Source organism: Jatrophihabitans telluris (assembly GCF_023516435.1).
Taxonomy (GTDB): domain Bacteria; phylum Actinomycetota; class Actinomycetes; order Mycobacteriales; family Jatrophihabitantaceae; genus Jatrophihabitans_A; species Jatrophihabitans_A telluris.
Window position 1 is genome coordinate 3,024,381 of sequence record NZ_CP097332.1, and the last position, 18,399, is coordinate 3,042,779.

At 69.5% G+C, this 18,399-nt stretch carries 20 protein-coding genes; 9 read left to right on the forward strand and 11 right to left on the reverse strand.

Annotated elements, in window-relative coordinates; translation table 11 throughout:
• Positions 1-627, reverse strand: coding sequence for an MBL fold metallo-hydrolase (locus M6D93_RS14020; RefSeq protein WP_249769937.1), 627 nt, complete (start codon positions 625-627; stop codon positions 1-3).
• Positions 628-739: 112 nt separating this feature from the next.
• Between M6D93_RS14020 and M6D93_RS14025 the strand changes: the two genes are divergently transcribed.
• The 8 genes from M6D93_RS14025 (at position 740) to M6D93_RS14060 (ending at position 8,557) form a co-directional block, all read left to right on the forward strand.
• Positions 740-1,267, forward strand: coding sequence for a VOC family protein (locus M6D93_RS14025; RefSeq protein ID WP_249769938.1), 528 nt, complete (start codon positions 740-742; stop codon positions 1,265-1,267).
• Between the two features lie 74 nt (positions 1,268-1,341).
• Positions 1,342-2,250: a flavodoxin family protein gene (locus M6D93_RS14030; protein WP_249769939.1), complete on the forward strand. Its 909-nt coding sequence runs from the start codon at positions 1,342-1,344 to the stop codon at positions 2,248-2,250.
• Between the two features lie 19 nt (positions 2,251-2,269).
• Positions 2,270-3,556, forward strand: a complete 1,287-nt coding sequence (locus M6D93_RS14035; protein ID WP_249769940.1) for an FAD-dependent oxidoreductase — start codon at positions 2,270-2,272, stop codon at positions 3,554-3,556.
• Positions 3,553-4,323 carry an SDR family NAD(P)-dependent oxidoreductase gene (locus M6D93_RS14040; RefSeq protein ID WP_249769941.1) on the forward strand — a complete coding sequence of 257 codons (771 nt, stop codon included), beginning with the start codon at positions 3,553-3,555 and terminating at the stop codon, positions 4,321-4,323. The genes M6D93_RS14035 and M6D93_RS14040 overlap by 4 nt, the downstream gene beginning before the upstream one ends.
• Positions 4,320-5,705 carry an FAD-binding protein gene (locus tag M6D93_RS14045; RefSeq protein ID WP_249769942.1) on the forward strand — a complete coding sequence of 462 codons (1,386 nt, stop codon included), beginning with the start codon at positions 4,320-4,322 and terminating at the stop codon, positions 5,703-5,705. The genes M6D93_RS14040 and M6D93_RS14045 overlap by 4 nt, the downstream gene beginning before the upstream one ends.
• Positions 5,698-6,123, forward strand: coding sequence for a VOC family protein (locus M6D93_RS14050; RefSeq protein ID WP_249769944.1), 426 nt, complete (start codon positions 5,698-5,700; stop codon positions 6,121-6,123). Before M6D93_RS14045 ends, M6D93_RS14050 begins: the two co-directional genes overlap by 8 nt.
• Positions 6,120-7,316: a Bcr/CflA family efflux MFS transporter gene (locus tag M6D93_RS14055; RefSeq protein ID WP_249769945.1), complete on the forward strand. Its 1,197-nt coding sequence runs from the start codon at positions 6,120-6,122 to the stop codon at positions 7,314-7,316. Before M6D93_RS14050 ends, M6D93_RS14055 begins: the two co-directional genes overlap by 4 nt.
• Complete coding sequence (locus tag M6D93_RS14060; RefSeq protein ID WP_249769946.1) at positions 7,313-8,557, forward strand: family 1 glycosylhydrolase; 1,245 nt, start codon at positions 7,313-7,315, stop codon at positions 8,555-8,557. Before M6D93_RS14055 ends, M6D93_RS14060 begins: the two co-directional genes overlap by 4 nt.
• A gap of 45 nt (positions 8,558-8,602) precedes the next feature.
• Here M6D93_RS14060 and M6D93_RS14065 read toward each other — a convergent pair whose 3' ends face one another.
• From M6D93_RS14065 to M6D93_RS14100, 8 genes are all read right to left on the reverse strand, one after another.
• Entirely contained in the window at positions 8,603-9,553 is a 951-nt protein-coding gene (locus tag M6D93_RS14065) for a Gfo/Idh/MocA family oxidoreductase (RefSeq protein ID WP_249769947.1), read from the reverse strand.
• Between the two features lie 122 nt (positions 9,554-9,675).
• Complete coding sequence (locus M6D93_RS14070; protein ID WP_249769948.1) at positions 9,676-10,518, reverse strand: class III extradiol dioxygenase subunit beta; 843 nt, start codon at positions 10,516-10,518, stop codon at positions 9,676-9,678.
• A 1-nt stretch (position 10,519) separates the two neighbouring features.
• Entirely contained in the window at positions 10,520-10,909 is a 390-nt protein-coding gene (gene ligA, locus M6D93_RS14075; protein WP_249769949.1) for a protocatechuate 4,5-dioxygenase subunit alpha, read from the reverse strand.
• On the reverse strand, positions 10,910-11,803 hold the full coding sequence (locus M6D93_RS14080; protein WP_249769950.1) for an amidohydrolase family protein: 894 nt from the start codon (positions 11,801-11,803) through the stop codon (positions 10,910-10,912). It lies immediately after the preceding gene.
• Positions 11,803-12,819 (reverse strand): amidohydrolase family protein, encoded by a 1,017-nt coding sequence (locus tag M6D93_RS14085; protein ID WP_249769951.1) that lies wholly within the window; start codon positions 12,817-12,819, stop codon positions 11,803-11,805. Before M6D93_RS14085 ends, M6D93_RS14080 begins: the two co-directional genes overlap by 1 nt.
• The gene (locus M6D93_RS14090; RefSeq protein ID WP_249769952.1) at positions 12,816-13,703 is read right to left on the reverse strand and encodes a DUF1932 domain-containing protein; all 888 of its coding nucleotides are present in this window, start codon (positions 13,701-13,703) and stop codon (positions 12,816-12,818) included. The genes M6D93_RS14085 and M6D93_RS14090 overlap by 4 nt, the downstream gene beginning before the upstream one ends.
• On the reverse strand, positions 13,700-14,857 hold the full coding sequence (locus M6D93_RS14095; protein WP_249769953.1) for a 4-oxalomesaconate tautomerase: 1,158 nt from the start codon (positions 14,855-14,857) through the stop codon (positions 13,700-13,702). Before M6D93_RS14095 ends, M6D93_RS14090 begins: the two co-directional genes overlap by 4 nt.
• Complete coding sequence (locus tag M6D93_RS14100; RefSeq protein WP_249769954.1) at positions 14,857-15,540, reverse strand: 4-carboxy-4-hydroxy-2-oxoadipate aldolase/oxaloacetate decarboxylase; 684 nt, start codon at positions 15,538-15,540, stop codon at positions 14,857-14,859. Before M6D93_RS14100 ends, M6D93_RS14095 begins: the two co-directional genes overlap by 1 nt.
• Positions 15,541-15,677: 137 nt before the next feature.
• On the opposite strand from M6D93_RS14100, the gene M6D93_RS14105 reads away from it, so the two are divergent.
• Positions 15,678-16,397, forward strand: a complete 720-nt coding sequence (locus M6D93_RS14105) for an IclR family transcriptional regulator (RefSeq protein WP_249769955.1) — start codon at positions 15,678-15,680, stop codon at positions 16,395-16,397.
• 12 nt (positions 16,398-16,409) lie between these two features.
• On the opposite strand, the gene M6D93_RS14110 is transcribed toward M6D93_RS14105, so the two are convergent.
• Both M6D93_RS14110 and M6D93_RS14115 read right to left on the reverse strand, forming a co-directional pair.
• Positions 16,410-17,744 carry an NAD-binding protein gene (locus M6D93_RS14110; protein ID WP_249769956.1) on the reverse strand — a complete coding sequence of 445 codons (1,335 nt, stop codon included), beginning with the start codon at positions 17,742-17,744 and terminating at the stop codon, positions 16,410-16,412.
• 38 nt (positions 17,745-17,782) lie between these two features.
• Complete coding sequence (locus tag M6D93_RS14115) at positions 17,783-18,379, reverse strand: TetR/AcrR family transcriptional regulator (protein WP_249769957.1); 597 nt, start codon at positions 18,377-18,379, stop codon at positions 17,783-17,785.
• Positions 18,380-18,399 lie beyond the last annotated feature (20 nt).

An 18,399-nucleotide genomic window follows, 5' to 3' on the forward strand; every position in this document is an offset into this window, starting at 1 on the left:
TCAGAGCTCGCTCGGTTCACCGGCCGTGAGGCGGGTGACGACCCCGGCCGGGCTGAAGGCCTGCAGCATGCCGGCGTACTTCGCGGGGTCGGTGGTCTCACCCTCGTGGATGGGCAGCGCCACTCGCGGCCCGACCGCCCGGACGTAGTCCACCGCCTCGGCCAGCTTGAGCCACGGCCCGTCGATCGCGACGGCCAGGACGTCAACGTCCTGCGTGGGGACGAACAACGAGTCGCCCGGGTGCAGCAAGGCGCCGTCGTCGATCAGGTAGGCCGAGTTGGTGCAACCGGGAACGTCACCGTAGACGGCGGCGTGCAGGCCGCCGAGGACGTCGACCGTGCTCGCGCCGAAGGTCAACCGCTGACCCGGCGAAGCGACGGTGCCCTCCGGCAGATCGGGCACGGCGGCGGCCGAGTCCGGATCGAGGACCAGTTGGGCCCGCGGGTTGGCGCCCAGCAGTGCGGTGAGCCCGGCGACGTCGAGGTGATCAGGGTGCTGGTGGGTCACCAGAACGGCGTCGAGGTCACGTACCTCGGCGAAGGACGACATCGTGCCGGGATCGATGAGCAGCCGGGCGGTAGCGGTCTCGATCAGCAGGCAGGCGTGGCCGTAGTGCGTGATTTTCATGGGGACTCCTGGTGCGTCGGGTCTTCCGGTGGGCGAGTTCCAGGGTCATACTTTCACTCTGAGAACATCACTTCCATAGAATGAACATAGTTGCCAAGAATGGAGGACGCCAGTGACGCGCCCGCTCCACCACATCGGGTATTGGGTCTCCGACCTCGACACGGCGGTCGAGCACGCCGTCCGCACCCTCGGCGTCGGGCCGTTCCTGGTGGATCGCCACGTCCGCTTCGCCTCCTTCACCCTCGCCGACGGCACCGAGATCGCCGATCCCGCCTACCTGGACCACACCGCCGCCTTCGCCGCCTGGGGGCCGATCGTGCTCGAACTGGCCCAGGTCCACAGCGTGCACCCCGAGCTGGCCGCCGCCTACCGGATCCGCACCGGCGACGTGGGCCACGTCAGCTGGGTGGTCGAGGACCTGCCCGCCGAGTCCGCGCGGCTGCAAGCCCTGGGCTGCCCGCTGATCCACACCGCCAACCTCGGCCAGGTCAACGTCGCCTGGCACGACGGTGGATCGCTGTTCCCGCACCCCATCGAGGTGCATCGCGCCGGTGCGCCGATCCTGGGCATGCACGCCCGCCTGAGTGCGCTGGCCGACGGGTGGGACGGCGCGGACGTGATGAGACCGATCGCACCCTGACCCGGCTGCTCAGGGCGACCGCACCGGCGCCCACGACCAACGCCCTTGTCCAGACCAACAACGAGGAGACAACGATGCCGCACAAGGTGCTCGGCCTCAATGCCGGTTCGCCCGGCGGGAACACCGAGATCGTGCTCGTCCAGGCGCTGCGCGCCGCCGCCGCCGAGGGCGCGGACGTCGAACTGGTCCGCCTGGACGACCTGCACCTGCCCCTGGGACCCGGACCGAAAGAACCCGATGACGCCTGGTGGTTCTGGGAGCGGCTGATGGAGGCCGACGGGTTCATCGTCAGCGCGCCCATCTTCAGCCGCGTCGTTCCGGCTCGACTCAAGCTGCTCATGGACCGGCTCCTCGGGCCCAACGCCGACCGCGCCATCGTCGAGAAGCTGATCGCGATGCGGGCTTCCGGCGAGGAGCCGGCGGTCCCCTTCCGCGTGGACGAGCGGGTGCTCAAGCCCCGGGTCGGCGGGTTCATCGCCGTGGGCGGTGCCCTGACGCCGCAGTGGAAGACCCTGGCCCTGCCGACCATGCACATCCTCACCTTCTCGATGCAGACCGCAGTCGTCGACCAGTTCGTGGTGTCCGGGGCCGGCACGCCCAAGTCCGTCGTGCTGGACGAGGACGCCATGGGCCGATCGGCCCGGTTGGGCCGCAACGTGGCACGGCAACTCGGGCGGTCCTTCGACGAGGCCGATTACGTCGGCGAGCCGGGGTTGTGCCCGATGTGCCATCTCAGCGTCATCGAGCTGCACGGCCGCAGCGTCGACTGCGCCACGTGCGGTGCGCAGGGCAGGCTCGCCGACGACTTCACGATCGACTGGACGGACCTGGACTGCTCGGTGATCTCGATGGCGGAGAAGAGCGCCCACTACGACGAGATCCTGCAGACCGCGCAACGCCACGCCAAGGTGCGCGACACGATCACCGAGCGGGCCGCCGACTACGACGGCGCCGACCTGATCGTCCGACCTGAGCACGCCTGAGACCGGAACGGATATCAAGATGACTGCTGCACGACCGTTGCACGTCCTCATCGCCGGGGGCGGCCTGGCCGGCCTGGCCACCGCCCAGGGCCTGTTGAAGTCCGGGCACTCGGTGGAGGTGTTCGAGCGCGACGCCGACCTCGACCGCAAGCAGGGGTACTACCTGCACTTCAACGCCATCGGCGGCAACGCGCTGCGCCGCTGTCTACCCGACGACCTGTACGAGCTCTACCTGCAGACCTCGCGCCAGAGCTACGACCGTCCCGAATCGATCGTGCTCGACGACCAGTTGCGCGAGCTCAGCTCGCGCCCGCACATGGGACCGCCGAACGACGGACCGGTGCCACACACCGGCGTGCACCGCCGCACCCTGCGGCAGGTGCTGTCGGCCCGCCTGGGCGACCGGCTCCACAGCGGCAACGCGGTCCTGGCCTTCAGTCAGGACGACGACGGCGTGAGCGTGACGTTGGCCGACGGCAGCACGGTGCGCGGCGACGTGCTGGTCGGCGCCGACGGCATCCGCTCGGCGGTGCGCACCCAGCTGTTGCCTGACGTGCCGGTAATCCCCACCGGGATAAGGGGAATCGGCGTGTACGGCCGGACTCCGCTCACGCCCGAACTCGACGACCTGATGCCCGACATCCTGAATCAGGGCGTGCTGATGGCGGTGGACCGAAAGGGCACCCGGCTGTTGATCGCCACCTTCCGGCCCCGGCAACTCGCCGACGAGGCCGCCTCCGAGATCGCCCCGGACGTACGCCTCGATCCCGTACCCGCCTACGTCATGGTCAGCTGCAGCGTGTCTCCGGGAACGGTGGTTCCACCAGCCGCCGAATGGACAGCCGAGACACCACTGCTGCTGCGCGACTCGATGCGAGCCACTGTCGCGGACTGGCACCCCGCGGCCGATGGGTTGGTCGCGGGAATGGACCCGTCCTCGATCTTCGCGATCCCGTTCGGTTACCTGGAACCGGCCGAGTCGTGGGAACCGTCGCGGGTCACCGTCGCCGGCGACGCCGCCCATGGCATGCTGCCCACGCTGGGCATGGGTGCCAACCTCTCGCTCCACGACGCGGCGCTGCTGGTCGAGCGGTTGGACCAGGTCGGTCGCGGCGAGGCGGAACTCCTGGCGGCAATCGGCGGCTACGAAGCCGAGATGCGCGCCACGGCCTACCCGATCCTGCGACTGACCCTCGACCACGACACGAACTTCGGCGGCGGCGCGCTCGCCGAGGCGGAGGGGCGCGACGGCGCCGACGGTCCTAGCAGCGACAATGCCGGTCCGAGCCAGGAGCACCCGGCGTGACCGGACGGCTCGCGGGCAAGGTCGCCCTCGTCACCGGCACCGGTGGCGGGATCGGCCGCGCCACGGCCCAGCTCTTCGCCCGCGAGGGCGCGCACGTCATCGGCTGCGATCTCAACCCCACTCCGTCCGAGGAGACCGTGGCTCAGGTACGTGCCGCGGGCGGCCGGATGGACGCGATCGCCCCGGTCGATCTGGCCACCGAGGCCGGCGCCCAGAGCTGGGTGGAGCAGGCCGCAACCATCGGCGGCGGGATCGACATACTGGTCAACAACGCGTCGTCCATCCGCTTCGGCGCCATCGATGAACTGTCCTATGCGGACTGGACCTTCACGATCCGCAACGAGCTCGACATCGTCTTCCTGGTCACCAAGGCGGCGTGGCCCCACCTGGTCGGCCGAGGCGGCGGCAGCATCGTCAACATCGGCTCCATCTCCGGTTCCCGAGGTGCCTGGTTCATGCCGCAGAACGCCCACGGCGCGGCCAAGGGCGGCGTGCTGGCGCTGACCCGGCAGCTCGTCATCGAGGGTGGTCCGCACGGTATCCGCGTCAACGCGGTCAGTCCCGCGATGACCGAGACGCCACACACCACTCCCTTGTTGCGCGGGGCGGACAGCCCGGCCGAGCAGATCCTTTCGCGGGTGCCGCTGCGCAAGTGGGGCCAGCCACTGGACGTCGCGAACGCGATCCTGTTCCTGGCCGGCGACGAGTCCTCCCACATCAGCGGTGTGGACATCGCGGTGGACGGCGGCGCGGCGGTGGTGGGATGACGATCGCGGTGAAGGGCGCCTTCTACCTTCCCGGCGACGAGGGCTACGAGCAGGCCCGCGTCGGACGAATCTTCAACGCCCGCAAGCCCGAACGCTATCCCGCCGCGATCCTGCAGGTGGTCGACGAGACCGACGTCGTCGCCGGTGTTCGGCTGGCGGCCGAGCGCGGCTGGACGATCAGCGTGCGCTCTGGCGGTCATTCCTGGGCGGCGTGGAGCGTGCACGACGACGCCCTGCTGCTCGACCTCGGCGCGCTGCGTTCCCTCGACTACGACGATGCGACCGGGATCGTCGCGGCGGGACCGGCGACGATGGGTTCGCTGGAGCTCGCGCCGTTCCTGACCGAGCGTGGCCGGTCCTTTCCCGGCGGCCACTGCGCCTCCGTGGGCATCGGCGGCTACCTGCTGCAGGGCGGGCAGGGCTGGAACGGCCGGCTCAAAGGCTGGGCCTGCGAGAGCGTCGTCGCCGTCGACGTGGTCACCGCCGACGGGGACCTGATTCGCGCCGACGCGCAACAGAACACCGATCTGTACTGGGCAGCGCGCGGTGCCGGGCCCGGCTTTCCCGGTGTGGTGGTGCGCTTCCACCTGCAGACCTACCCACAACCGCCCGTCATGTGGCAGGACACGTGGACCTTCCACCTCGACGACGCGGAGCGGGTCGTCCACTGGCTGCACGAGGTCCTGCCCAGCCTGGACCGCCGCGTCGAACCAGTACTGGCGGCGACCCGGCTTCCCGACGTGCCGCTCTACCCCGGCGTCGAGCACCCCGGCGGCACCGTGCTGTTGTTGCACACCACCTGTATGGGCCAATCCGAGACCGAGGTCCGGGCGCTGCTGCAGGGGCTGGGCGAGTGCCCGGTGGCCGGGCGCGAACTCGGCCGGGTCACCGGCCCGACCACGCTGGCCCAGGAGAGCGACGCCCAGATCGCCCAGAACCCGGACGGCTATCGCTACGCCGTGGACTGCGCGTGGTCCGACGCCTCCGCCGACGTCCTCGCTCCACTGCTGCTGGACATCTGGCGCGGTCTGGACACCGAACATTCGTTCTCGATCTGGTATGGCTGGGCACCGGTGCGCGCGTTGCCGGATATGGCCTTCTCCGTCGAGGGAAACGTCTACGTGGCCACCTACCTCATCTACCAGGACGCGGCCGAGGACGAGCGATACCGCGCCCGGGTGCACGAACAGACCGCGGCGATCGCCCGCAACGGCGGCGTCGGGGTATACCTCGGGGACACCGACTTCACCCGGCGCCCCGACCGGTTCCTGACCGATGAGAATTTTCAGCGGCTGACGGAGATCCGAGCCGTTCGAGACCCACACCGCCGGATCGCGTCCTACCTCGTCAGCTCGCCCGATCGGCTCAACCACCATGGCTGAGTCTCGGGCGCGAACACTCGATCATGTCGGGCTCAACGTCGCCGACCTCGACGCCGCCGAGCGCTGGTACATCGACGCCTTCGGCTACATCCGGGACCTCGCCGTGCGGCTGGAGGCCTTCGAGCTCGACATCGTCATGCTCGTCCACCCCGAGGGCGGCGACCGCCTCGAGCTGCTGCATCGTCCCGGTTCGGCTCCCGGACTGCGGGCCGACACCCCACCCGCTGCCGTGCTCACCGAGGGATTCGGCCACATCGCCTTCGACGTCGAGGATGTCGACGGCCACTTCGACCGGCTGGTGTCCCTCGGCGCGCGAGCGGTCATGAGCCCGCGGCCCTCTCCAGAGCCCGGCGTGCGGATGGCCTTCGTGGCCGATCCGGAGGGCAACCTCCTCGAACTTCTCGATCGCCGCCGGTGACGCCGCCACCCCGCCACCTGGTGGCCCTGCTCGCGGCCTTCAGCTCCTTGACCGTCCTGACGACCGATGTCTACCTGCCGGTGCTGCCATCCCTCGGGCGCGATCTCGAGGCCAGCAGCGCTGCTGCAGCCGCGACGGTCTCCGCGGTCCTGGTGGGCATCGCCGTCGGGCAGCTGCTCATCGGCCCGATCAGCGACGCACTCGGCCGCCGGACCCCGCTGCTGGCCAGCGCCGCCACCTACGCGGTGGCTCATCTGGCGGCTGCGCTCGCGCCGAACATCGCCACGCTGCTGGTGATCCGCCTGGTCGCGGGCCTGGCCACCGCCGGTTGCATCGTGGTCGCCCGGGCGATCGTGGCCGACGTCTATCCCGGCTCCGCGGCTGCCCGGGGTTTCGCGACGCTGAGCGCGGTCGTGTCGATCGTCCCGGTCCTGGCGCCGGTGGCCGGAGGGGCCCTCGCGCACGTGATGTCCTGGCGAGGCATGTTCGTCGTGCTGGCTGTCGCCGCCGTCCTGCTCACCGCGCTCGGCTGGCGGGTGCTGCCCGAGACGCTGCCGCCCGAGCAGCGCGTCCCGGCCCACCCCATGTCGATCCTGCGCGATCTCACCCCGCTGTTGCGCCATCGCCGGTTCCTCGCCTACGTGGCGGCGATGGCGGCCGCCGGCGGGTACCTGTTCGGCTACATCGGCGCTTCGGCCTTCATGCTCCAGAACAGTTTCGGCCTGTCACCGCAGCAGTTCAGCTTCGTGTTCGCGCTGAACTCGGTCGGCCTGTTCGCCTTCTCCTGGACCACCCGTCACCTGGTCGGCCGGGTGGACCCGCAGCGGCTGCTGGTCACCGGCCAACTCGCGGCGCTCAGCGGCGCGGGGCTGCTGGCCCTCGGCGTCGCGCGCCACAGCCTGCCGATAGTGCTGGGTGGACTGTTCCTGGCCATTGCCTGTCTCGGCCTGGTCATGCCCACCGCAACCGCACTGGGCATGGCCGCGGCCAGCGGGCGTGCCGGCTCGGCCTCCGGTCTGATCGGCATCTGCCAGTTCACCGCCGGTTCGGCCGCCGCCCCGCTGGCCGGTATCGGCGGCTCACCGTGGTCGCTGGTGTTCGTCGTGGCCATCAGTGCCGCGGCGGGCTTGATCCTTCGTTTCGTTCTGTTCGCGCCGGCTGAGCCCGCGCCCGTACTAGGGAGTCCTTCATGAGCGCACGACCCTTCCCGCCCGGCTTCCTGTTCGGCGTCGCCAGCGCCGGACACCAGGTGGAGGGCGACAACGTCGACAGCGACACCTGGTTCGCCGAACGGGTGACGCCGAGCGTGTTCCGTGAGCCGTCGGGCCCGGCCTGCCAGGGCTATCTGCGCTGGCGGGAGGACGTCGACCTGGCCGCCGACATGGGTCTGAACGCCTACCGGTTCTCGGTCGAGTGGGCTCGGGTCGAGCCCGTCGAAGGCACGATCGAGGAGCAGGCGCTGGCTCACTACGAGGCGATCGTGGACCACTGCATCACCCGTGGTCTGGCCCCGATCGTCACGCTCAACCACTTCACCTCGCCGCACTGGTTCGCCCAGCGCGGGGGCTGGCTGGACCCGGACGCCCCGCAGGTGTTCGCCCGCTACTGCGACCAGGTGGCGGCCCGCTTCGGTGACCGGATCGCCTACGCCGTCACCATGAACGAGCCGAACCTGCCCCGGCTGCTCACCTGGATCAACCTGCCCCAGTTCGTCCGGGACCTGGAACGGGCCACCCTGGCCGCGGCGAGCGAGGCAGCGGGGGTGCCTCGGTACCGCCTGGCCAATGTCGTGCTGCCGGAGGAGTTGGACGCCATCGGTGAGGGTATGGCCGCCGGACATCGGGCCGCGAAGGCCGCCCTCAAGCGGCGCGTACCCGGGTTGCCGGTCGGGCTGAGCATCGCCGTCGTGGACGACGTCACGGTCGGCGACGATTCGTCCCTGCGCGATCGCAAGCGGGCCGAGGTCTACGGTCCCTGGCTCGAACTGGCGGCGGCGGACGACTTCGTCGGGGTGCAGAACTACGAACGCGCCTACTACGACGGCAACGGGCAGGTCGAAGCTGACGGTTCAGCGTCGACCGGCGGCTTGTACAGCGGCGTTGATGCGGGTTCGCTCGCCGGGGCGGTGCGCTACGTCCAGGCCGCGAGCGGCGTTGCCGTGCTGGTGACCGAGCACGGCATGGCCACCGCCGACGACACCCGCCGGGCCGCTCAGCTCGAACCGTCGCTGGCCGGACTGCTCGACGTGATCGAGGACGGTGTACCCGTCCTCGGCTACCTGCATTGGTCGCTGATGGACAACTTCGAATGGATCTTCGGCTACAGCGAGCAGCTCGGGCTGCACACCGTGGACCGCCAGACGTTCGAGCGCAGCCCCAAGCCCAGCGCCGGTGTGTACGCCGCGATCGCGCGGGCCGGCGCTGTCCAAGGCTAGGACGGGCGAGGAAGGGGCCTCGGCGCAGGCTGGGGCCCCCGCGGGTCAGACCTGCGTGGCGAGCTGGCGCTCCAGGTCCCCGAGCACTCGGTAGCAGTCCAGCACCGAGGACACACTGGAGTTCGGCTCTCGGCCCTCCCGGATCGCGGCGACGAATTCGCGGTCCTGCAGCTCGATGCCGTTGGTCGACACGTCGACGCCGGAGACATCGATCGGCTCCTCCTTGCCGGTCACCAGATCGTCGTAGCGGGCGATGAACGTGCCGTTGTCGCAGATATAGCGGAAGAAAGTGCCCAGCGGGCCGTCGTTGTTGAAGCTCAGGGACAGGGTGCAGATCGCACCCTGTTCGGTGCGCAACTGGATCGACAGGTCCATTGCGATACCGAGATCGGGATGGATCGGCCCCTGGACCGCGTTGGCGATCGTGACCTTCTGCCCTGTCTGGTACTGGAACAGGTCGACGGTGTGCGCGGCGTGGTGCCACAGGAGGTGGTCGGTCCAGCTCCGCGGCTGGCCGAGCGCGTTCATGTTCGTACGGCGGAAGAAGTACGTCTGGACGTCCATCTGCTGGATCGACAACTCACCCGCCTCGATGCGCCGCCTGACCCATTGGTGGGACGGGTTGAAGCGCCGGGTGTGGCCGACCATGCAGACGAGTCCGGTCTCCTGCTGGACACGCTGCACCTGCAGGGCATCGGCCCACGAGTCGGCGAGCGGAATCTCGACCTGCACGTGCTTGCCCGCCCGCATCGCACTGATCGCCTGCTCGGCGTGCAACTGCGTGGGCGTGCACAGGATGACCGCGTCCACGTCGTCGCGCTCCAGCGCCTCGACGAGTTCGGTGCCCGCGTGCGCCGCGCCGTACTTGTCGGCGACTTCCCGGGCCTGGTCGAGGCGGCGGCTGATCACCGAGGTGACCGAGACACCATCGATCGCCGTCAGGGCGTCGAGGTGCTTGATTCCGAACGCGCCGGCGCCGGCGAGTGCGATTCGCATGATGGGTGGTCTGCCTTCATCGTTGGTCGGGACTGGTCGGGACTGGTCGGGACTGGTCGGGACTGGTCGGGCTTGTATCGGGTGTGGACTGGCCGGGACTGGTCAGGACTGGCCAGTTCTGGTCAGGGCTGTGGCTGCAGGACGAGATGTCCGACGGCGGTGTTGCTCGCGGGCACGTGATAGAAGCGGTGCAACGCCTCGACGTCATCGCTGAGCGCACCGCGCATGATCAGCCACATGACCATCTCGACCCCCTCTGATCCGGCCTCCCGCAGGTACTCGATGTGCGGGATCGCGGCAACCGCCGCCGGGTCGCTCACGATCGCATCGAGGAAGCGGTTGTCCCATTCCTGGTTGATGAGTCCGGCGCGAGCGCCCTGGATCTGGTGGCTCATCCCTCCGGTCCCCCACACCTGCACACTGAGGTCTTCGGGGTACGAGGCCACCGCCCGTCGGATGGCCTTACCCAGGTTGAAGCACCGGTTCCCGGTCGGGGGCGGGTACTGCACGACGTTGACCGCCAGCGGAATCACCTTTGTGGGCCAGGCCTCTGGCTGTCCGTACACCAGCGACAGCGGCACGGTAAGGCCGTGGTCGACGTCGAGCTGGTTCATCAGGGTGAGGTCGAACTCGTCCAGGATCAGCGACTGCGCCAGGTGGGCGGCCAACTCGGGGTGACCCTGCACGACCGGAACCGGGCGGGGGCCGTAGCCCTCGTCGCACGGCTGGAACGACGCCGCCGTCCCGAGCGCGAACGTGGGGATCATCGTCAGGTCGAAGGCCGAGGCATGATCGTTGTAGACCAGGATCACCACGTCCGGCGGCGCGGCATCGGCCCACGAGCGTGTCCACTCATATCCTGCGAACAACGGCTGCCAGTAGGCGTCCTGAGTCTTGCCCAGATCGATCGCCATGCCGATCGCCGGCACGTGGCTGGTGGCCAGTCCGGCCGTGATGCGTGCCATGTCAGGCCCTCTCGCTCTTGGAACGCCAGCCGTCCGGGCTGCGCCCGCCGGCCAGCATCATCGCCTGGTACTCCTCGACGGTCATGCCCGTCATGGTGCTGACGGCCTGAACGTAGCTCAGTCCGTCGCTGGCGAAGATCTTGGACAGGAAGTACACGTTGCCGCCGAGGTCCAGCATCCGTTGGAAGTCGCGGTCGAGCACGGCCTGCTTCTGCTCCTGCGACATCGGCCACTCGTCGAGGTAGGCCCGTTCGTCGGCGTGGAAGCGCTCGCGGTTCGCCGCGGCCATCAGGCTCATGCACATCTGGTTGAGCGGGAAGCCCTGGCGGGAACGCTCGGCGGTGAACACCGTAGTGCCGGGCAGGTCGTCGAGTTCGGAGTTGTCCACCATCTAGTCCTTCCAATACAGGCGGTTGGGGTTGTCGACCAACAGGCTCTGCTGCAGGTGCGCGGTCGTCGCGATGTGCGGGATCACGTCGACGAGCGCACCGTCGTCGGGCATGTGAGCCTTCATGTTCGGGTGCGGCCAGTCGGTACCCCACAGCACCCGATCCGGGAACCGCTCCACCACGGTACGAGCGAACGGGCGCACGTCGAGGTACTCCGGTGGACCGGTCACCGAGATCCGTTCGGGGCAGCTCACCTTGCTCCACACGGTTGGATTGTCGTCCATGAACCGCAGGAACTGCGCGAATTCGGGTCCGTCCACGGGTTTGCTGACGTCGGGCCGGCCCATGTGATCGACCACGACGTCCACCGGCAGGGACGTGAACAGACCCCAGCGCTCGGCCAGATCGGCCGCCTCGAAGTAGACCACGACGTGCCAGCCCAGCGGGGCGATCCGGTCGACCAGGGAGCGGTAGTAGGCGTCCGGCTTGGGATCGACCAGTCGCTTGACGAAGTTGAAGCGCACGCCACGGACGCCGGCGGCGTGCAGGTCGTCGAGCTCGGCCTGCGATATCGAGGGCCGAATCGTCGCCACGCCCCGAGCCCGGCCATCGGCGGCGACGAGAGCGTCGAGCATCGCCGTGTTGTCCGCGCCGTGGCAGGTCGCCTGCACGACGACGTTCCGATCGAAGCCGAGGAAGTCGCGCAAGGCGAAGAGTTCGTCCTTACCGGCATCGATCGGGGTGTACTTTCGCTCGGGCGCGTAGGGGAACTGCGCGCCCGGACCGAACACGTGGCAATGCGCGTCCACCGCGCCGGCCGGGGGCTGGAACCTCGGCTTGCTCGGGTTCGGGTGGTAGGCCAACCAGTCGGCGTCGGGAGTGAAGGTCGAACTCATCACAGACCCCGTGCCGTCAGCGAGGCGTCCAGACGCGGGTAGACGCGCCGGGCGTTGCCGGCGAACACCTGCGCGCGCTGGACCTCGGTGAGGTCGGCGGCGTCGACATAGCGCTTCGTGTCGTCGAAGTACTGCCCGGTGGTCGGGTCGATTCCGCGCACGGCGCCGACCATCTCCGATCCGAACAGGATGTTCTCGACGTCGATGACCGTGAACAGCAGATCGATGCCGGGCTGGTGGTAGACGCAGGTGTCGAAGAAGACGTTTCGCATCAGGTGGGTCGACAGCGGCGGCTTGTCGAGCATGTCGGCCAACCCCCGAAAGCGGCCCCAGTGGTAGGGCACTGCGCCACCGCCGTGCGGGATCACGAGCCGTAACTCGGGGAAGTCGGCGAACAGATCACCTTGCAGGAGCTGCATGAACGCAGTCGTGTCGGCGTTGAGGTAGTGCGCTCCGGTGGCATGGAAGACCGGGGTGCAACTGGCCGAAACGTGCACCATCGCGGGCACGTCGAGCTCGACCATGGCTTCGTACACCGGGTACCAGTACCGGTCGGTCAGCGGCGGAGAATTCCAGCGCCCGCCGCTCGGATCGGGATTGAGGTTCACGCCGACGAAGCCGAGTTCGACGCAGCGCCGCAACTCGGCCACGGCCGCGTCCACCGGCTCCCCCGCGGTCTGCGGCAACTGACCGACTCCGATGAAGGTCTCCGGAAACAGGCCGACGACGCGGGCGATGAGATCGTTGCAGGCCCGGGCCCATTCGATGCCCGTGGCGAGGTCGCCCTGATGATGAGCCATGGCCGAGGCCCGGGGGGAGAAGATGGTCATGTCCGCGCCCCGCTCGCGCAGTAACTTGAGCTGGTTCAGCTCGATCGTCTCGACGATCTCCTCATCGGAGATCTGCGGATACGCCGGGGCGGCGCGGCCGTCGAGGAAGGCCTGCAGCTGACTGTCGCGCCAGTCGTTGTGCGGTGTCGGCGCGGTCGTGTAGTGGCCGTGACAGTCGATGATCACGCGGTCGTCTCCTCGGGGTGGTCGATGGCGTGCAGCAGGGCGTCCACCATGGCGGTGGTCGAGCCGGCCTGACCGGCCTCGGGAAAGCCCGCGGCCCACCGTTGGCGTTGTACCGCAGCCAGCGACATGTAGGGGTCCACGCCGGCCTCGGACACCGTGGCCGCGGCCTCCTCCATCTCCTCGGCACGCCGTCGACCGTGTTGCAGCGAGCGGGAGATGAAGTAGCCGGCCACGGCCTCCCAGTCCGCCGGCGGAAGGATGTTGGGCAGCGAGTCGAGCACGTCGCGATCGACCCCGAACCGCCGCGCGGTCAGCAGGGATTCGACGAGCAGCGACTCCAGCCCCTTCACGATGACCGACCGGCACAGCTTCGTGGCCGCGGCCCGGCCGATCTCCTCCGACACGACCGTGGTGTCGACGATGCCGAAATCACCGGCCAGCGCGGCGAACTCCGCGGCGTGCCGGCCGCCCAGCAGGAACGGCGACGCCAGGCGCTTCGGACCGATCGGGGACATCAGGGCCGCTTCGACGTAGCGCCCGCCGGCTCCCTCGATCTCGGCCGCGGCGGCCTGCTTGTGGCCTGGAGAGGATGAGTTGAGGTCGAAGAACCACGCACCGGGCCCCAGTTGCGGCAGCACCGAGCGCGCGGCAGCGACGCATTGGGCCGCGGTGACCGCGCTGATGACCAGCTCCGCGCCGGCAGCGGCTTCACCGGCCGAGGAGGCCGCGGTGAGTCCGAGCCCACTGAGGTGGCGAGCCGCCGAACTGCGCGGATCGGTGAAGGCGGTGTCCCACGACGTCAGGTCGGTGATCCCGGCGGTGCGCAGATCCTCCGCCAGGATGCGCCCGACCTCCCCGAGACCCAGCAGCAGCACCCGGGTCATCCGGTTGCTCCCGCGCTCCACGTGGCGGCCGGCACCATCACGTGACCGCGCATCAGCAGCCGGGCGGTGCGCAGCAGCGCGGACCGGCGAACCTCTGGAGGGTTCTGGGAACGGTCGACGTCGAGGCTGACCGTGAAGAATCCCGTCGGGTGCTCGACGACCACATCGAGGACCCCATCGACCGGGCCGTCGGCGGTCCCGTCCGGCTCGGGCGCCTGGGCGACGGCTTCGGCCACCGAACCGGGCAGCAGACATGCGGTCGCCACCGACACGGCACCGAGGACGCCGATGGCCTCGTGCACGCGGTGCGGGATCAGCGTGCGCGTGGACACCGTGCCGCCAGCGGTGGCCGCGGACAGCAGGCTCATCTTCGGGACGGTCTTGGCCGTCACGTCACCCAGCTTCATCAGCGGCCCGGCGGCCAGGCGCACCTGTTCGATGCGCTCCAGCACGTCGGTCATCGCTTCGAGCTCGGCCGGGGTCTCCGTACCGCTCAGACCGAAGTCCGCCGCGGCCAGGCACACCACGGGCATGCCGTTGTCGATGCAGGTGACCGACAGGCCAGCGATCTCGTCGACCACGTTGCCGGTCGGCAGCAGGGCGCCGCAGGAGGACCCCGCGGTGTCGGCGAATTCCAGCGGGATGGGGGCATGCCGTCCCGGCACGCCGTCGATGGCGGCCTCGCCGTCGTAGTGGACCGCACCACCGGGAGTGCGGACATGGGCGGTCGCGAGGGTGTCGGTGTTCTGCATCCAGATGCGGACGGGCGTGAGGCCGTCGCGCGCCTCGACCATGCCGTGCTCGATCGCGAACGGCCCGACGGCGGCGAGCATGTTGCCGCAGTTCTGCGAGTCCGACACCTCGGGCCGGTCGGGCCAGACCTGCAGGAACAGGTAGTCCACGTCGGCGTCCGGGCGTGCCGAGCGCGAGACCACGGCGACCTTCGAGGTGAGGGGGTGCGCGCCTCCCATGCCGTCGATCTCCCGCTCGTCGGGTGAGCCCATCGCGGCGAGCAGGACTGCGTCACGCTCGGCTCGGCCGGTCGGCAGATCGGCACGGTCGAAGACCAGCCCCTTGGAGGTGCCCCCGCGCATCACGTCGCAGGCGATCGCGGTCTGGGTCGGAGCCGGAAGCTGCCACGGCGTCTGGGTCATTATTGCGACCAGTCCTCGTACCGCAAGCCCTTGGCGGCGAGCCGCTCACGCATGCCGTAGACGTCCAGCCCGAGCTCGCCCGCGGCGAACCGCGAGCGCTTGGCCGCCTCGTTGTCCTCGCGGGACCGGGCCTTGTCCAGCACCGCCCCGGCGTTTTCTCGAGGCACGCAGACCACCCCGTCGTCGTCGGCCACGATGACATCTCCCGGCCGGACGTACACACCGGCGATGGTGATCGGCACCTGGCAGTCGCCCGGGGTCTCCTTCACGGTTCCCTGCGCGCTGATCACCTTCGACCACACCGGAAAACCCAGCTCGGTCAACGTCGCGACGTCCCGCACGCCGGCGTCGATGATCACGCCGCGCACTCCGCGCGCCCGCAGGCTCTCGGCCAGCAGATCACCCAGATAGCCGTCGTCGCACGGACTGGTCGGGGTCACGACGAGCACGTCGCCGGTCTGGGCCTGTTCGACCGCTACGTGCAGCGTCCAGTTGTCGCCCGGCGCGACGGTGCAGGTGAGCGCCGTGCCGGCGATCCTGGCCGGCCGATAGATGGGCCGCAGCCGGTGATGCAGCAGGCCGGTCCGTCCCTGCGCCTCGTGGACGGTGGCGGTTCCAGCCGCCGCGAGTCCGTCGACGAACTCCAGGGCGGTACGCGGGGTGTTTCGAACGACGACGGGCACGGAGGCTCCAGATCAGGCGGGCGGGCGGGTACTGACAGCTTCCCAGCCCAGTGGCCGCAGCGATACGATCGGTTTCCGTCTGACGGAAACCGACCCGATTCGTAGGAGGACCCCTGACCACCACCGCCCGACCCTCGGTGACCGCTCGCGTACTGGCCATCCTCGCCGCGTTCGACGAGCAGCATCACCGACTGACGCTGAGCGAGATCGCCGCGGCCGCCGGGCTGCCGGTGTCCACGGCGCACCGGCTGCTCGGCGAGTTGGAGTCCTGGGATGCCCTGCAGCGTGAGGCGGACGGACGTTACGTGGTCGGTCGGCGGTTGTGGAAGGTCGGCACGCTTGCCCCGGTGGCCCGGCAGTTGCGGGAGGCGTCGCTGCCGGCCATGGAAGATCTTTACGAAGCCACCCACGAGAACGTCCAGATCGCCGTACGCGAGGGTCGGCACGCGCTCTGGGTCGAACGGATCCACGGCCGGGCGTCGGTCCCGACGCTGAGCCGGCCCGGTGCCCCGCTGCCGCTGCACGCGACCGGCGTCGGCAAGGTCCTGCTGGCCTGGGCGCCCCGCGACGTCGTCGAGGCGTGCCTGGACGAGCTGACCCTGATCACCCGGTACACCATCACCGAACGCGGCCGCATGCTGCGAGAACTCGCGACCGTCCGGCGGCTCGGGTACGCGCGCACCGCTGAGGAACTGGGGTATGGCACCTGCTCGCTCGCGGTCCCGGTCTACGGCCAGGGACGGCAGGTCATCGCGGCCCTGGCCATCGTGACCAGCACCGTGCGCAGCGATCCGCAACGGTTCGCCTCGGCGCTGAAGGTGGCCGCCGCATCGATCACCCGCCGGATGGCGATCTGACCGGGCGGCGGCTCAGCGCGAGGGGCAATCGCAGCGTGCGGTCGCCCGTACCGGCCGGCGCGCATCGGCGGCACCCGGCGGGTAGACCGCCGCGTGGTGATCGCGCACGTAGACGAGGCGATAGTCGACGTCCGACAGCGCGAGGCTGACCGCCTGCGCGGTCAGGGTCGACACGTCGCTGACCTGGCCGATGCGAAACAACGAGCGCGTCTCGGCGATCACGTCGTCGTCGCCGGCTCGGAGCACGACCGCGATCTCAGGAGCGACCGCGAGCGCGGCGAGGGAGACCTCCACGTTGTCGAGGTCGTCCGAACCCATCGCGGCCAGTGCTCGGGCCCGGCCCAGCGACAGCCGCTCCAGCACCGCGCGGTCCTCGGCATGGGCGATGAGCACCGGGATCCGGGCCGCCTTGGCCAGCCGGAGGTTCGCCGCCTGCGGGTCACGTTCGACCGCGACCACCGGTACGTGCAGCTCCCTCAGCCGCATGCACAACCGCAGGCCGACCTGGCCCAGACCGACGACGACGACGTGGTCGCGGCGCGGAAGGGTCCGGGAACCGATCAGGCCGATACTTCGGGTCGACAGGGTCCGGTCGACCAGCCCGGCTGTGAACAGGGCGGTGAACACGATCGTCGCAAGCATGCCGAAACTGGAGACGACCAGGTACCAGATCGGTGACTGTCGACCCTCCCCCGGTCCGACGGTGGCGATCACCCTGGTCGCGTCGTAGATCGACCGGACGACGGGCTCGTGAAGTGCGGTCGAGAGCAGCACCCAGTCGACGAACAGCGTGAGCAACAGCCCGAGCAGCCCACCCAGCAGAACCCGGCTGGTGATGTCGTGCGGGCGCAACTGCCGAGACAGTGCCGACAGCATGGTCCGCACTCGCCCGCGACCGGGCCGCCAGGGCCGCTCGACCGGACCGTCGCGATGGTCGCTGACCGTCCGGTCCCGGCCCTGCTCGTCGCGAATCACGGCAAGTTCGCCCAGGCACGCCCCGACGATCGAGGCGACCGAGACGTCGGCCGGTGAGGTGGCGGTGCAGTTCGGCACCGCCCGGATCAACTGCTCGGCCACGGTCCGGTCGAATACCGTTGCCACGAGCCTGACCCGGGGCCGCACATGCTCGACCAGCAGCGCGTACCTGAGGGCCACGACGTCGCCCCGCACCAGCACCGCCACCGCCGACACCTCCGCGGTCAGGGCGGCGCGCAGTTCACCGTCTGTCGGCTCGGGCAGGTGGGTGACCGGCAGGCCCTGTTCGACCAGCGACGCGCACAACCGCCGAGCTACCTCTACGTTGCCGATGATCACGGTCTGCGCGGGGCTGTTGGCCGCGTCGGTCATGATTCCTCGCTCTCACAATCGGGGCTTGCACGAGCACGTCACGGCGCGCTCAGAGCCGTGCGGACGTAGCTGAGGATGAGCTCTTCGGCTGTGCCGGCGTCGATGTCGTACTCGTCCAGGACGACGTAGAAGCCGTAGCCGTCCTCCAGGGCGACGATGTTCCGGGCAACGGTTCGCGCGGGCGCGGCGGTGTCGAACGCGCCGACCGCTTGCCCGGCGACGATGATCGAGTGATAGATGCCTACCTGACGTTCAAAGTATAAACGGGTGAGGGCAGCGAATTTGCTGTCCCGGAACGCCGTGCCTTCGAACTCGTAGAGCGCCCGCACGAGCTCGTCGTCCGGCCCGCTAGGAAGGCCACCCCGCAAGGCCACGACCAGCTTCTCCCAGGGATCGTCGACCGCGTCCACGGCCTCCTCCCGCAGGCGGCAGAAACGTTCCTTGGCTTGGTGGTGTACTTCGACGAGGAGGGCGTCCAGCTCGCTGAAGTAGTACAAAACCGCACCGGACGTCAGGCCGGCTTCGTCGGCGACGTCCCGCAACCGCACGGAGGACAGGCCGAGCTTGACGATCGCGCGTTGGGCCGCGGCCACGATCTGGGCTCGGCGCTCGCTCTGATTCTTCCTCCGGGACACAGGGGCGATCGTCTCACGAC

What these genes read in the sequence shown, in the direction of transcription:
- M6D93_RS14050 (WP_249769944.1), top strand. Translation starts at nt 5,698, where the DNA reads ATGGCTGAGTCTCGGGCGCGAACACTCGATCATGTCGGGCTCAACGTC.
- M6D93_RS14035 (WP_249769940.1), top strand. Translation starts at nt 2,270, where the DNA reads ATGACTGCTGCACGACCGTTGCACGTCCTCATCGCCGGGGGCGGCCTG.
- M6D93_RS14110 (WP_249769956.1), bottom strand. Translation starts at nt 17,744, where the DNA reads ATGACCGACGCGGCCAACAGCCCCGCGCAGACCGTGATCATCGGCAAC.
- M6D93_RS14030 (WP_249769939.1), top strand. Translation starts at nt 1,342, where the DNA reads ATGCCGCACAAGGTGCTCGGCCTCAATGCCGGTTCGCCCGGCGGGAAC.
- M6D93_RS14080 (WP_249769950.1), bottom strand. Translation starts at nt 11,803, where the DNA reads ATGAGTTCGACCTTCACTCCCGACGCCGACTGGTTGGCCTACCACCCG.
- ligA (WP_249769949.1), bottom strand. Translation starts at nt 10,909, where the DNA reads ATGGTGGACAACTCCGAACTCGACGACCTGCCCGGCACTACGGTGTTC.
- M6D93_RS14090 (WP_249769952.1), bottom strand. Translation starts at nt 13,703, where the DNA reads ATGACCCGGGTGCTGCTGCTGGGTCTCGGGGAGGTCGGGCGCATCCTG.
- M6D93_RS14060 (WP_249769946.1), top strand. Translation starts at nt 7,313, where the DNA reads ATGAGCGCACGACCCTTCCCGCCCGGCTTCCTGTTCGGCGTCGCCAGC.
- M6D93_RS14020 (WP_249769937.1), bottom strand. Translation starts at nt 627, where the DNA reads ATGAAAATCACGCACTACGGCCACGCCTGCCTGCTGATCGAGACCGCT.
- M6D93_RS14045 (WP_249769942.1), top strand. Translation starts at nt 4,320, where the DNA reads ATGACGATCGCGGTGAAGGGCGCCTTCTACCTTCCCGGCGACGAGGGC.
- M6D93_RS14095 (WP_249769953.1), bottom strand. Translation starts at nt 14,857, where the DNA reads ATGACCCAGACGCCGTGGCAGCTTCCGGCTCCGACCCAGACCGCGATC.
- M6D93_RS14065 (WP_249769947.1), bottom strand. Translation starts at nt 9,553, where the DNA reads ATGCGAATCGCACTCGCCGGCGCCGGCGCGTTCGGAATCAAGCACCTC.
- M6D93_RS14070 (WP_249769948.1), bottom strand. Translation starts at nt 10,518, where the DNA reads ATGGCACGCATCACGGCCGGACTGGCCACCAGCCACGTGCCGGCGATC.